Origin of the sequence: Nostoc sp. WHI (genome assembly GCF_015714725.1) — a bacterium.
Classification (GTDB): domain Bacteria; phylum Cyanobacteriota; class Cyanobacteriia; order Cyanobacteriales; family Nostocaceae; genus Nostoc.
In genome coordinates this window covers 33,362-47,309 of record NZ_WBKM01000206.1, presented here as the reverse complement: position 1 = coordinate 47,309, position 13,948 = coordinate 33,362, and the positions used below count along the sequence as shown (strand labels likewise).

The window sequence follows — 13,948 nt, the reverse complement described above, 5'->3', positions numbered from 1 at the left end:
CCAACGCCGAAGTAATTCATCCTCTGTTGGAACAGTGGCATAATCCTCAATACCCGAATTAATCCTTCAGTTTTTGCAAATTGACAAAACTTTTCTTCATCACCTTGACTGACGTAAAAAATAGGTAGTAGGGTGCAATTTATCGTCACCAGCCTACCCACTGCTCCATGAACCGCTCCAGCAATGACTCCTATTACCTGCCCTCCAGTATTGAATTGACACAAAACCATGTCCTGATTCATCGCTTGGCAATCCCTCTTAAAAATGCCATCAGCTACTTACAACAATTTCCCCAGTCAGAATACGAGGATATTTGCCTGGATGCTTTTGAGTTAGGATTTCTTTGCTTACAAACTGCTCAAACTCGTCATGGCAACGAATTAATTAAGCAGCAGATGGAATCTTTATTGGTGGAGTTTCAGCGGTCGGTCAAAGTAATTGCAGAGTCTTTCCAGCAGGAATTAGTTAATCAAGTAGGGACAGAGAATGGCCAATTATTAGCTCCACTCCAAACTCAAATTAATCTCACTTCAGCCATCCTCAATGAAAAACTCAATAGTGTCAGCACTTTGCTTACACAGGAAATAGACCCCGCCAGAGAAACTTCTGTTGTTGGCCGCTTTCTCTCTTCATTACGTCAACTATTAGATGCTAAACGCTCTGATTCCATTCAAGGCGCATTTAAAGCAGCATTAATAAATGCCACTAAGGAAAATGGTACTTTGGCTGCGGCAGTTAAAGATGTGGTTTCTGAGTCTGTCAAACCATTAACCGAACAAGTGGAAAAGCTGACCAGAGAAATTCGAGATCAACAGGTGACACAACAAGTACTTGAGCAGACAACTGCAAAAGGCATCAACTTTGAGGAATTAGTGGTTGTCGAACTGCGAAATTGGTCAAAATTGAGTGGTGTAGAGGTGGAGCATATTGGCCGTGATGGAGATACTGGCGATATTCTCGTAAAGTTCACCAGTAAATCGTTAGCTGTAATTGAACTGTCAATAGTGATTGAAGCTAGAAAACGACCCTCAAAACCTTTTGGTCGCCAAGCAATCACTCAACATTTACAGTCAGCAATGGTGCGGCGTTCTGCAAATTCGGCAATTTTTTTAAGTTATTCGCGTGAGGGATTAGCGCAGGAAATCGGTGATTGGGCAGAGGGAGTTTCTGAGTCGGGTTATTGGATCGCTACAACCCATCCATTTTTAATTATTGCTATCCGCTTTTTGGTGATCCAGCAAAGGTTAAATAAATTGCGTACCTTTGAATCAGAGCTGGATGTGACTGCTGTTGAACAACAGATTCAGCAAATCCGCACAGCTTTGGGACGAATCAGAACTATCAAAAAATCTCTGACGGAAATTGGGAAGGGTGTGACTGTGATTAAAGTTGAGGCAGATGCACTGAGTGGAGATATTCAATCAGCGTTGAAATCAATTGAGCAAACCCTGAGTTTCGTTCCAACTGAAAGTACTGGCTAACAGTTTAACTAGCATACTCCTGCAATATTTCTCACCCAATAACCCACACAGGATTTTTTAATTCAGCAAATGATTTAAGTTATGGGGTATTAACACAGGTAGTTTAAGTGAATTATTTATTTTAAATCAAACTGTTATATTACGAATTTCTCCGATGCTACCATCAAAAAGCACTTTACAAACTCCAGTAGCACCATTTCGATTCTTTGCTACGCTAATCTCCATTACACCTTTGTCTGGGGTATTAGAATCATAATATTCATCTCGATAAAGAAGCAGCCCTACATCCATATCCTGTTCAATATCGCCAGAGTCCTTAATATCAGCCATAGAAGGACGTTTATTACTTTGACTTTCTACACCACGATTGATTTGAGCTAGAACTACAAATGGGACATTAAAGGTTTTAGCAATATCCTTACAAGCACCACAATATTTACCAATGGCTTGCGCTCGATTTCCTGCTGCTCTATCTCCAAGCTTTTGAATGTAGTCTAATACCACTAATCCTAACTCTCCTCTTTCAGATTCTATCCTACGAAGTGCAGAACGAATTTTAGTGGGAGTTAATTCACCCGCAGGAGTATCATCAATGATAATAGGGAGTTCAGCTAGATTAGATAAACCTTTTATTAGAGAATCATATTCTTCCTCATAAATTTGATTGTGCATGAGCCTTTGGGAATCAATGCCTGTGTGCATAGAGAGAAATCTTTTAGCCAGTTGTTCCTCAGACATCTCTGCACTAAAGAACAATACTGGCTTCTGAACACTGCTTGCAATATAATTAGCCAGATAACAGCCGAACCAGCTTTTACCGATAGATGGTCTAGCAGCAACCACAATTAAGTCTTGTTTAATTAAGCCACCAATGAGAGCATCTAAGTCTGCTAAACCCGTAGGATAAGCAGGAGATGAACCTTGCTCTATCTTATTCAAGATATTAGCTAAACACTCATTAATGGGTTTAGGTTGAAATTTAGCTTTCTTGTTAGTTGTAAGACTAAATAGTTGTTGTTCAGATTGCTCAAGTACCTGTTCTAATTCGATGCTCGTATCACATCCTAAATCTACTATCCTATGTCCTATTACTACTAATTGACGGCGTTGATATTTATCCAATACTAATGCAGCATAATGGTCTATATTTATTGCTGATACAGTACGAGTTAGAAGTTGGCATAGTTTATTATTCCCTCCTATTTTTTCTAATAATTTATGGTCTAATAACCAAGTAGAAACAGCTATTAAATCTGTTTGTTTATCATTTTGATATAGCTCTAAAGCTGCTCTATAAATTTGTTGATTACCATGAGTACAAAAAGCCTCTAAAGGAAGAATATCAGCAACTACACTGATAGCATTTGGGTCGAGTAAGATACCCCCCAATATAGCTTCTTCTGCTTCGACGTTTCCTAGAAATTGATTACTATTAGACATTTATAATATGTTTATTCGCTATAAGAAAGTGCCAATAATTTGTAGCTTGTTTGATATTCATTGATAAAACTTTGGGATCTCCCAGATCAAAAACATCTTCAGGAGTAGTTGGATTCATTCCCAAACATTTCATAATTTCTGCACCAATTGCTCTCGCCAAAGGTGGCGGAACTGAATTTCCTACCTGTCTCGCACCATGCCATTTTGTGATGTGAAAACGAAACCAATCAGGAAATCCATGTAATCGTGCCATTTCTCGCACAGTAATACAGCGAGGTCTACTGTAATGAATAGGTCTTGGAGATGTGTGTGAGCCATGAGCAGCATCAGTTCCTGCCCTTAAGGTGTTGGCTATGCCATTTTCTGCCAACTTGAAAAAGTGAGAAATAGGTTCTTTCTTTCCCTGTTCCGTGGCATGAAATCTATCTCGTGAGATTTGCGAATGATTAGTTCTTATGCTCGAAGTCAAAAGCAAAGGATTCCAATTTCTTCTATAGCCAAAATGCCAACTCCTATCATCTAAACATCTCATTTCTCGCCCATAGTTGCTCGGATTGCTCCATTGTTCCGTTTCTACACAATCACTATATAGTAATTCCTCAAATTCTTCTGCTTCTGGTAAATCTTTGAGGGCATCCCAACAAGATGGGGTAAGAGGTAAAATAGCATTGACTAACTTCGCAGAAGGTAGTTGGCTACATGGAGCAGGATACTCAGGCAAGATAAAACCTTTTTTTGCGCCAATGAGAAATAGTCTCTCTCTCTTTTGTGGTATTCCATAATAAGCAGCATTAATAACTTTCCAAGGTAAAAGTATTTGATAATTATTATTACTAAAAATTTCGATTAGTTCATGTAGAAAGCATTTATGTTCGCCAATCGTCAAACCTTTGACGTTCTCAAAAACAAAATAAGAAGGCTTTAGCTCTAAAACTATTCTTACAAAATCTTTTACTAAAAAATTTCTGGGGTCGTCTAATGCTCGGCGACCCATGTAGGAGTACCCTTGACAGGGTGATCCAGAGATTATAATTTCTATATTTTGATTACCAATTCCAGTTCTTTCTCGAATATCTTTCCCTGATAACTCAGTTATCGAACAAGGTAATACTACGCTATAAGGAAAATTAAACTTATGAACAGCAGCATGAACTGGATCGATTTCAACAGCAGCTTTCACATCAAATCCAGCTTGCTCAAATCCTAAACTTAGCCCTCCTGCACCAGCAAATAAATCTATTGCTATTGGTCTTTTTAGCCTATTCTTCATTCTTTTCGTTAAATAACCTGCTAAGTTGTTTGAGCTGATCCTGAGAAATTAATTTTTTCTGATTATGTTTCATAATTACTGAAGGTTGATTTGATGGTTGAGGTGTCGATTTTTCTACGATATTAGGCTTTGCTTCGTCACGTATCATTGTTAGTAGGCAAGCAGCAGGATTCTCTACATCAGTTTTACTACAATATTCCTGAAAAGCTTCAATTGATAACTTAACTTTATGATATTCACGATTTGCTATTTCCTGCTTTAGCTTTGAATTTACCTTAACCCCCATTTCGTAAATTAATTGAAAGATATCAGAGTCTTCTGGTTGAATATCAGCAGCATCAACTTCGCTGGGCCTATGTATATTAGTTGTAGAGGAACTTGTCTCAGATTGATTTATTCTTATGGGAACTATCTTTGTTGATGAGTTAGTAGAAGCTTTCTCTCGTAACTGCGATCGGAGGCGATCGCACTCATCTCTAAGTTCGTAGATTTCTGCGACATGACCTTTGAGTTTTTCATTCTGATGTTTGAGTTCCCTAATCTCAGCTTCCAGTTGTCTAATTCTTTGTCTGGCAACTTCATGTAGAGTTTTAAGGCTATGGGGTCTTGGGTCTTTTTCTTCTAAGGGATTTAATTGAGTCTCCTTTTCATGTTGAATGTCGTGGATATATGCCTTAATCTCATCCCATTTGTATAGATAAGAAATAGAACAGCCAGCAACATTAGCAATATTTGCAAATGTCAATGGCTGTTTTTGAGCAAGTATTTCTTGAATAGCTTTTAATACTTGCTCTTTTTTTTGTTCCTTTCTTTGAGCTTGAGTACGACGCAGAACTTCAGCTTGTTTATCGCGATTATGATTTTTAGCCATTTGCTAAATTTTTTAGTTCTGTTAGCCATTTATCCATTGCCTCGATAGTGGCTTTGGCTTCTTCTTTTGCTAATTCTGCACCTGCTAGTTCTGCTTGAGTTAGTCTTTGTTGTTCTCCTTCATACTGGCGTTCGTAGAGAGGTAATTTAGCAGTGCTAGGACGAAAACTGGAACAGCCATAGCATTTGGGATAAAGATTAACAGGACAGGGCGTTTTCGGGTCGAGGGCACAGTGTCCATAGACCACTAAGCGTGGAGCAATTTCGAGATCGAGTTCGTGTGCTTTAGGGTTGTTGAGTAGGCTTTCTGGCAAAGATTGCCAAGGGAGGAACTTATTATCGCGATTCATTAACAGTTCCTGAAAAGGCAAGTCTACTGCTGCTACTTGTTCTCTAGTAGGAGGTGTATAGTTTTGAAAAGTAGTAGTACTTCTAACATGGTCAGCATAAAGTTGAGCAGCTTCAATACCATGTTTTACTCGTATTTCTTGTAATCTATTATGACGAGTGATTTTACCTACAAAGTGAGGTCTTTGTCCGTTTGCATCACGGATGTCTTCTTTTTCTATCAGTAAACGGATAATGCATACCATCTTATTTCCGCCTATATTTAAATGAGGTCGTTGCGGTAGAGGCTTCATACTAGTAAAAGTAGGGTAAGCCTCATATCTTACATTCCTGAAATTACAAAACAGATATGAATATTCTGATCCGAGGGTTTGTCTTATCCATTGCTGTTGTTCTTCAATTAATTGCCTAATTTCACGAGTGGCAGGTATTTGATGCCATCGCTTAGTTTTCTGTTGATAAAATTTGATATACCATTTGCCATTTTCCTCTATTAAGCAATCAAATATCAATTGGCAAATGTCTACTGGACGAGCAGCAGTATACTCCTGTACCAAGTAATAGCAAGCAATAGGTTTAGGAATTTTCGACAAGTGTTCTTTAATAGATGTGCGCGTTAATTCATCTAGCCAGTCAGCATCATTTTTTATTTCTTTGAGGTAATCACGGCTACGAATTAAGTGTGATGCATCAAGTTCTAACCATTCAAAAAAATTTTTTAGATATCTCAGTTTATGATTGATAGATTTGTTATTACAATCCTTATAACTATCTAAAAAACTTAGTACAGATTCGCGACTGATATCAGCAGTTTGTTTGATTTTATTCTTTTCTATAATATGTCCAAATTGTTTTAAATTTGTTAGAGTATGTCTCACTCCAGATGGAGAAGAATATGCTTTTGAATTTAGTAGATATTGCAGATATTTTTTTACTTCTAAAATGTACCAGTGTGGTAATTTATTTTGAAAATTAATTGTTTGTGGAGAAGGGTTATCATAGAAATGCCTTAAATCCCAAATATCATCATCAATGCAAAAAGGTAACAATTTATCTTTTTTTTGGCTCCTAACCCAACTTGAGTAAAAAGTTGAATTAGGATCAAACTTAGTCTCGCAAAAGCGACATTTATACTGTTCATATATATTTCTTATTCTATATATCCATCCTTTTTGCCTATCATGTCCTAATTGAGTACAAAGTGGGTTGGGACATTCTATATCAGAGCGGTAGTTGTAGATAAAGGCAGGAACTCGGCAAGTCAGGGGTATAAATTTATTACAAGTAGTACATTTAAATCTAAGTTTACATATTGCACCTTCTTTATACGATGTTTTATGAAGGTTGGTTTTATGACAGTTGGGGCAAATAAATTCACCTTGATACTCTTTTTTCCAATCTACTTCTAATTGGTCATATAAAGTAGGATGAAGGGAAATTTGCTTAGATTTATGTTGATGCATTGTATTTATTTCATTTTCCAATTTTGTAGTTCTTCCAATCCTCTTAATCGGATTTTAAGCAAATCTAATAATCTATTAATTTCAGTGATTCTTCTTTCTTGCCCTACAACTTTTGCTTTTTGTAAGTCTTGGTATAAGCTTTCGCAATCAGCTTCTAACTTAGTTTTATCTTCTAAAGTGACTCGATGGTGATCGCAACTCAGACAGGCATAACGAGACTCGCAATCACCTAATATAATTGGTCGATGGCATTCTCCTAGCGGAGTGCTAACTTTCAAAATTTCAGCTAGTTTTTCGTATCTACGTTTTCTAGGTTTAAAGCTACTAACTTGACCATACTTATCAACATAACCTTTAGAATTAGCTTCTTTCTCCAATCGCTCTAAAGAACGCTTACGATAATGTGGCAACATATCTAAAGAACCATGACCTAAAACCGCAGCAATATATTCATCTTCTGCGTCACAATAAGCCATGATGCTAGCTTTAGTACGGCGAAAATGATGGCTGGTAAGTTCAAACTTATTACCGTACTTATCTTTAAGGTCTGCTTCTTCTCGAAAATCTTTTAACCAATATGCGATTCCTGGATAAGTTAGAATTTCTGGTTGATAAACTGGCTCTACTTTAAATCTTCCTCTAGAATGATGAGTTGAAACATCAACTTTACAAAATAAATTATCAAATTTGGAGTCAGCCCCCAATTCAAAATCTAAAAATTTCTGTTGTTCTCGAACCAATTCAGCTACCAAATGATGAATTTCATAGAATCGCCATTGTTTACGTTTCTCTATCCAACGCAGCAGAAACAACTTATTACCTTCTTGCTTCAAACATTGGCGAGGCATCCTGAGCATTTCTCCGATACGGCATCCTAAAACAAGCTGTAGTCTAAATAACCTTTCTAGTGGCGCTGGAAAAAGATCGAACTTATTGTAAATTTGATAAAGAACTTCTTCTGGAATTGTCTCAATTTTAGGTAACTTTTTTTTAATTTTAATGTGAGTATAACTTAATTTCACCCATCCCTCTTCATCCCATAGTCTTACTGCATAAGCTATGCAATCTTGACGATATCTTGTCGTTCTTTGAGATACATACTCTCGCAATAAAGTATCTGTTAAATCTTCTGGTTGACTATAGCCTTTAATTAATAAAAACTCATCTAACTGCCTTAAGTAGGTAATTCGATGAATAGCAGTATTTAATGAAAGTTTTTGTCTAATAGTAGCTAAAACTGTTAATTTCGTTAGCAACTTTAGCCAAGATAATGAAAAACCATCAAAATAAATATTTTTCTGTTTTCCTCTTTTGCATTCTTCTTCGGTATAGCCAAGTTTTTCAAGAAACCAAATATCCTGAGATAAAAGAGGATTTTTTATCCATTCTTGACCTAATTCAGATTTTATTAGTCGTTCTTTTAATACTTCTAGAATTAACATAATTATTCTTACTCATCTGCTACTAAATAAGCATCTAGATTCATTTCATTCAGTACATGAGAATAAATATCTTTAGTAGTCGCAATTGAACTATGCCCTAATAGTTGCTGTACAAAATGATCGGCATAACCAGCTTGAAGCAACCTAGTAGCGAAAGTATGCCTGAATAAATGAGGATGTGCTTCAATTCCTGTTCTATCTTTTAGTTGATAAAACAGACTATTTAATCTTGCACTGGTCATGGGTTTTCCAATATACTTGGCATCCAAATTAACGAACAGCATCCCATGTCCGAGTTTTTCTGCTTCTGAGGGATATTCTTCTAATAGATAAGCATGAAAAGTTTCTTGAACCGCCTCTCTGTTATGAAGGACTGGTATTTCTCTTTCTGTGCCTTTAGCTATTGCGTCATTGGGATTATTGTCCCGCCTTACAACTCTAATTCTTCCTCTAGTATCAAAGTCCTGTACGTCTACTAAATGTAAGCCTAATAATTCTCCTCTCCGTATTCCCGTTTCTCTCAGTAGCATGACTATCAGCCTGTCTCTGTAGCTGTAACAGGCATTTGCTAGTTGACCTACTTGTTCGTCGGTCAGACAACCAGGGAATATTTTTGGCTCTTTTACTTTAATCCGTTTGCGTTTTTCTGGGGTGTTTTTAACTATGCCTCGTAAGAAGCCACCTCGTTTGCCCCATCCATGAACCAATTTGGTAAAAAGTTTTTCGTCAATTCTATCTTCTACAATGTGGAATTCATAGAGTCCTTGTATAGCTGTAACTGCTTGATTGACTGTTTTTGGGCTACGTTTGGAAACTATTTCACGTACTTCTTCAGAGATGACTTCTACTTCGCCACCAAGGAGATACCAGTTGACAAAATCAGCCAGTTCTTGGAGTCCTACATCTTGCCAGCTAAGAGATTTATATTCTAGCCACTGCCAGAAATCTACTAATCGGCAAGCATAGGTGTTAACGGTATTAGCTGCTAATTGACGCTTACGGCAGTAGTTTAAGTATCGCTGGATTGGTTCTATTGGCAAGCAAGTGTCTGTGTCAAATACACAGCAAAATTTTTCCTCTGTTTGAGGATCAATTGCTCTTTCTAGCTTTATCACTTTCTACATCGTGGAAGTTTTACTTTAGTAACTTTACCATGAAGAATAAGCTATTTGTTGTTGTTTATCTATATTATGTAATATAAAATTGTTGTTGTTATAAGGTGAGCCACAAATTACCACATCAATTTCCCGATCGCCAATCTCAGACCGATTCCTAATTTCTTCCCCAGTTGTATCCACAACACTTTTACATAACACTGAGGAAAAAGGGAAATTAAATTCATGTGTTGCACAGTGGATGGGGTCAATTTCCACAGATGCCAGCACATCAAAACCGGCTTGCTCAAAGCCGAGAGTCATACCGCCCGCACCGGCAAACAAATCAACTGCGATCGCTCGTTGTTTTCTCATCTCATGAGCCATGACAATCTAATACGAATTACGAATTATTTGGTCGCATTTGCAAAATTTCTAGAGCAGCGCGATCGCACACTCCAATTTCTCCCAAATTCTGCCGCATTTCTTCATAATCTAGCAAAGTTTGCTGTCTGCGAATGGGATTAAGCAGCAGTTCCATCGCCGCTTGGATAATATTCTCTGGTGTGGCTTGCTCTTGTAAAAATTCCGGCACAATCGGCTTCATCACTACTAAATTGGGTGGCGATGCGAAGGTTATAGAACCTTTGAGGATTTTACGAGCTATCCACGCAGTCAGGGAACTTAGACGGTAAACTACAACTTGCGGCACGTTGAACAGGGCAAGTTCTAAGTTGACAGTACCAGATTTGCTAATGGCTAAGTCAGCAGCTGCAAAAACTTCTTTGTGTTGACCTGATAAAACTGTAGCTCGCAAACCGTAACGCTCAATTGCCTCTTCAATTGGTTGTCTAAAGATTTCTAAAGACAGGGGAATCCAAAAATGAACTTCAGGTAATTTAGCTTGAATAATTTGGGCAGCTTGAAAAATTACTGGTAAAAGATATTTTAATTCTTGGCGGCGAGAAGCGGGAAGGAGTGCGATCGCAATTTGTTCTGCTGCAATCCCCAGTGCTGCACGGGCTGCTTCTCGACTAGGAGCGTCCTGCATTCGGTCAACCAAAGGATGCCCTACCCAAATAACTTTTGCGCCTTTCTCCCGAAAGTAACGGGCTTCTTGTGGAAAGATTGCCAGCAGCTTATCTGTAAAGCTAACAATTCTGTTAGTCCTACGCAAACTTAATGACCAAGCCCACTCTTGGGGAGCAATATAATATACCACAGGCACATCTGGTAATTGCTGTTTCATATAAGTCCCAATTCCTATATTGGGACTCATATAATCAATCAGCACCACTAAATCAGGTGGATTTTGTTTTAGGGAAGCGATCGCCTGACGTTGCACACGAATAGTTGGCAAAATATAAGGTAGATTTTCTAAAATCCCCATTGAGCCAATACTACTCGTATTTCCCAGTAGTATTGCCCCAGCCTCTAGCATTTTTTCTCCACCCAGCGCCAAAATTTCTAATTCCAACCCAATCGCCACAGCTTGACGCTTCAGTGCTGTAATTAGCAGCGACCCTTGCAAATCGCCAGAGACTTCGCCAGTGCTGATGAATATCCGCATTTGATAATTGTGTTACTAAAAATTAGCAGTAAGGAGTGAGTAGTTATACTATTTATGTATAAAAATACGTAGTTTAGCCCAGGTCGGCGGGCTTTGTTTGTGTACCCCCAAGCTAGAAGCCTGGGGGTATTAGGAGTTAGGACTTAAAAATTTAATTCATAACTCATCACTCGCGCCTTTTTTCCCTTTACCGGGAATCAAACCACGCCTTCCTGGCATCTGAGAAAGTAGCAGGAAACGACGCAGATGCTGCAATTGTTCGCTATCCCCTAACAGTTCCAGCTGCTCCAAGGCATCCTTAAAAAACAAGTCAGAGCGGTAGAGAATGCGGAAAGCTTTTTTCAGCAATTGCAAATTTGCTGAGTCTATCCCAGACCGTTTGAGTCCGACAAGGTTTAGGGTTCGCACCCGCGCCGGATTTCCCTCCACCAGCATATATGGAGCCACATCCCGGTCAATACGTGCCATGCCCCCTACCATTGCGTGTCTACCAATATGTACAAATTGATGGACACCTAAAACCCCACTCAGCCTAGCGCGTGATTCTATATGGACATGACCTGCTAACGCCACAGAATTAGCAATCACTACCTGGTCTTCAATCACGCAGTTATGAGCTACATGAACATAAGCCATCAGCAGATTCCCATCGCCAATTACCGTCGCTTCACCGGCACCAGTAGCGCGGTTAATGGTAACGTACTCACGAATCAAGTTGTTATCGCCAATTTTGACCCAGGTTGGTTCTCCTACAAACTTGAGATCCTGGGGTTCCATACCGATGGCTGCACCTGTAAAAATCTGATTTTGCGCCCCAATTTCACAAGGCCCCTCTAACACTACGTGAGCGCCAATTATTGTTTCAGGGCCCACTTTGACATGCGCTCCAATTACAGCATAGGCACCGACTTGCACTGTATGGTGGAGTTCCGATTTAGGATGAATTACAGCAGTTGGATGAATAAGCGTTTTCAAGGGTGAATCTCCAGAACTGTCTTGATAAGCCAGCGCCGTGCGGGAGTTTTCGAGGCATCGCGTTGCTCTGGTTAAAAGAGTCGTAGCGGCTGCCGTCCCATTGAGGCAACTGGCATTGTTGAGCGTGAAGTATTTCAGTGAACGAAAGTGTCGGGCAAAGCAAGTTAAGTGTGAATGAGAGTGCGTCTCGTAAAGAGGGCGTCGAAAATCAAGAAATTATTAAGATGCTGTTGTGGATTTTTTTTCACTGAAATCCTTTTTCAGGATTCAGTCGGGGCACTTCACGGCTATGCGAATACCACGAAAGCAAACTTTTAGTTAATTAGAGAAAACATTAATTCGCCTTCACAAGCGAGTTCACCGTCAACTTCGGCAATACCTCGCATCTTACCGAAACGACGTTGTTTTACCCATAACAGTTCCACCGCCATTACTAGTTGATCTCCCGGTACAACTTGGCGGCGAAAGCGGACTTTATCGATACCAGCGAAGACGAATAGTCCGCCCTCTACCGGAGACATTTGAGTTAGGACAATACCTCCGACTTGTGCCATTGCTTCGACAATTAACACTCCTGGCATCAGTGAACGTCCAGGGAAATGACCTTGAAAATGAGGTTCATTGACGGTGACATTTTTAATGCCCACGGCTCGTTTTCCTGGAACGTAGTCCCTTATTTTATCTATAAGTAGAAATGGGTAGCGGTGAGGTAACAGTTTCTGAATTTCTTCAGATGTAAAAGTTGTTTTAATCTCAGATGTGATTGTAGTTTCATTTGTAGTATCTTGTTCGGTAGATGTAGATGCGATCGCATTGATGCTATTAACTTCGGTAAGGATTGACATGAGCCGTGTGGTTGATTTTTAATCTGGAAGTTGCGTGCTTATGCGTGTAAATACTTAAAAAATTTTAATTTTAGGCTTTAGATACAATCTAAAATCCGTCTTGGAAAGTCTCCTAGCAACTTTCCGCAAAATCTAAAATTTTCTGAGCCAGCTGAATGTGTAAATTGTGGCTGGCTTTATACGCTAAGAAATGAGCAATAGGAAAAGCTCCTAGTAAACTTAAATCTCCTACTAAATCCAATATTTTATGACGGACTGGCTCATTTGCAAATCTTAATGGTGGATTTAACCAGCCATCTGGCCCACAAATGAGTGCATTATCCAAACTCCCACCTTTAATTAAACCTGTTTGTTGTAAATGTTCAATTTGATGCAGTAAGCCAAAAGTCCGGGCAGGAGCAATTTCCGCAGCAAAGCTAGCAGAAGCGTTTCCTAGTTCAACCGTTGGTGACCAACTATGCCATTGATTACCTATAGCAGGCAAGTCAAAATCAATACCGTAGCTAAAGCGGGTTTCCGGCGCTGGGAGAGCACATACAAAAGCATCCCCTTGATAGACCCATATTGGCTCTTTAACAGCCAAAAATTCTTGGTTGTTAACTAGTTGTGATACTAAGCCAACTTGAGCAATATTGGTTGTCCACACCTTTGCCGAACCATCTAAAAGTGGAACTTCTGGGCTGTCAATTTCAATGCGGGCGTTATCCACACCCATACCCGAAAGCGCTGCAAGTAAATGTTCTACCGTGCGAACACATACCTCACCCTTACCTAACTGAGTTGAGAGAACAGTTTGGCTAACCGCCGCAACTTGGGCTGGAATTATCGGCAAATCCGGTAAATCCACCCGCACAAAGTAGCGCCCACTTCCTGCTTCAGTTGGTAGTATCCGCACCTGGGTACTCACACCGCTATGCAGTCCCACTCCAGTTTGGGTGATTTCTGCTGCTAGAGTGTGCTGTTGCATAGCCGAAAAGTCAATATATTTCGTTTACTATTGTTCATCGTCTGTTTTGGTAGAATCCCTGATATTCTCCTAAAAATGCAAATAATCCCTTTATCGGAACAGTATTGAGGTAAATGTAAAAATTAGCAAGCTAATCCAAAAAAGTTAATTGTCATTTGTCCTTTGTCAGTTGTCCTTTGTGAT

General features: G+C 39.2%; 12 protein-coding genes and 1 pseudogene. 1 reads left to right on the top strand and 12 read right to left on the bottom strand.

What is annotated here, in order from left to right:
* Positions 1-242: hypothetical protein (locus tag F8S12_RS40795; RefSeq protein WP_230968156.1), on the bottom strand; the 242-nt coding region annotated here is incomplete at its 3' end.
* Positions 243-245: 3 nt separating this feature from the next.
* Here F8S12_RS40795 and F8S12_RS20425 point away from each other — a divergent pair.
* The gene (locus tag F8S12_RS20425) at positions 246-1,481 is read left to right on the top strand and encodes a hypothetical protein (protein WP_230968155.1); all 1,236 of its coding nucleotides are present in this window, start codon (positions 246-248) and stop codon (positions 1,479-1,481) included.
* A 126-nt stretch (positions 1,482-1,607) separates the two neighbouring features.
* On the opposite strand, the gene dnaB is transcribed toward F8S12_RS20425, so the two are convergent.
* From dnaB to lpxC, 11 genes and pseudogenes are all read right to left on the bottom strand, one after another.
* On the bottom strand, positions 1,608-2,921 hold the full coding sequence (gene dnaB, locus F8S12_RS20420; RefSeq protein ID WP_196517905.1) for a replicative DNA helicase: 1,314 nt from the start codon (positions 2,919-2,921) through the stop codon (positions 1,608-1,610).
* On the bottom strand, positions 2,914-4,191 hold the full coding sequence (locus F8S12_RS20415) for a DNA cytosine methyltransferase (RefSeq protein ID WP_196517904.1): 1,278 nt from the start codon (positions 4,189-4,191) through the stop codon (positions 2,914-2,916). The genes dnaB and F8S12_RS20415 overlap by 8 nt, the downstream gene beginning before the upstream one ends.
* Entirely contained in the window at positions 4,181-5,062 is an 882-nt protein-coding gene (locus tag F8S12_RS20410) for a DUF6262 family protein (protein ID WP_196517903.1), read from the bottom strand. The genes F8S12_RS20415 and F8S12_RS20410 overlap by 11 nt, the downstream gene beginning before the upstream one ends.
* Positions 5,055-6,893: a site-specific integrase gene (locus F8S12_RS20405; RefSeq protein WP_230968154.1), complete on the bottom strand. Its 1,839-nt coding sequence runs from the start codon at positions 6,891-6,893 to the stop codon at positions 5,055-5,057. Before F8S12_RS20405 ends, F8S12_RS20410 begins: the two co-directional genes overlap by 8 nt.
* The gene (locus F8S12_RS20400; protein ID WP_196517902.1) at positions 6,878-8,314 is read right to left on the bottom strand and encodes a tyrosine-type recombinase/integrase; all 1,437 of its coding nucleotides are present in this window, start codon (positions 8,312-8,314) and stop codon (positions 6,878-6,880) included. Before F8S12_RS20400 ends, F8S12_RS20405 begins: the two co-directional genes overlap by 16 nt.
* A gap of 8 nt (positions 8,315-8,322) precedes the next feature.
* Entirely contained in the window at positions 8,323-9,429 is a 1,107-nt protein-coding gene (locus F8S12_RS20395; protein ID WP_331001418.1) for a tyrosine-type recombinase/integrase, read from the bottom strand.
* Positions 9,430-9,531: 102 nt separating this feature from the next.
* Positions 9,532-9,783 (bottom strand): annotated as a pseudogene (locus tag F8S12_RS20390) (DNA cytosine methyltransferase); the annotation flags it as partial.
* Positions 9,784-9,811: 28 nt separating this feature from the next.
* Positions 9,812-10,978 carry a lipid-A-disaccharide synthase gene (gene lpxB / locus F8S12_RS20385; protein WP_196517901.1) on the bottom strand — a complete coding sequence of 389 codons (1,167 nt, stop codon included), beginning with the start codon at positions 10,976-10,978 and terminating at the stop codon, positions 9,812-9,814.
* A gap of 156 nt (positions 10,979-11,134) precedes the next feature.
* On the bottom strand, positions 11,135-11,953 hold the full coding sequence (gene lpxA / locus F8S12_RS20380; protein ID WP_196517900.1) for an acyl-ACP--UDP-N-acetylglucosamine O-acyltransferase: 819 nt from the start codon (positions 11,951-11,953) through the stop codon (positions 11,135-11,137).
* 314 nt (positions 11,954-12,267) lie between these two features.
* Positions 12,268-12,798, bottom strand: coding sequence for a 3-hydroxyacyl-ACP dehydratase FabZ (gene fabZ / locus F8S12_RS20375; protein WP_196517899.1), 531 nt, complete (start codon positions 12,796-12,798; stop codon positions 12,268-12,270).
* A 112-nt stretch (positions 12,799-12,910) separates the two neighbouring features.
* On the bottom strand, positions 12,911-13,765 hold the full coding sequence (gene lpxC, locus F8S12_RS20370) for a UDP-3-O-acyl-N-acetylglucosamine deacetylase (RefSeq protein WP_196517898.1): 855 nt from the start codon (positions 13,763-13,765) through the stop codon (positions 12,911-12,913).
* Positions 13,766-13,948: the final 183 nt, after the last annotated feature.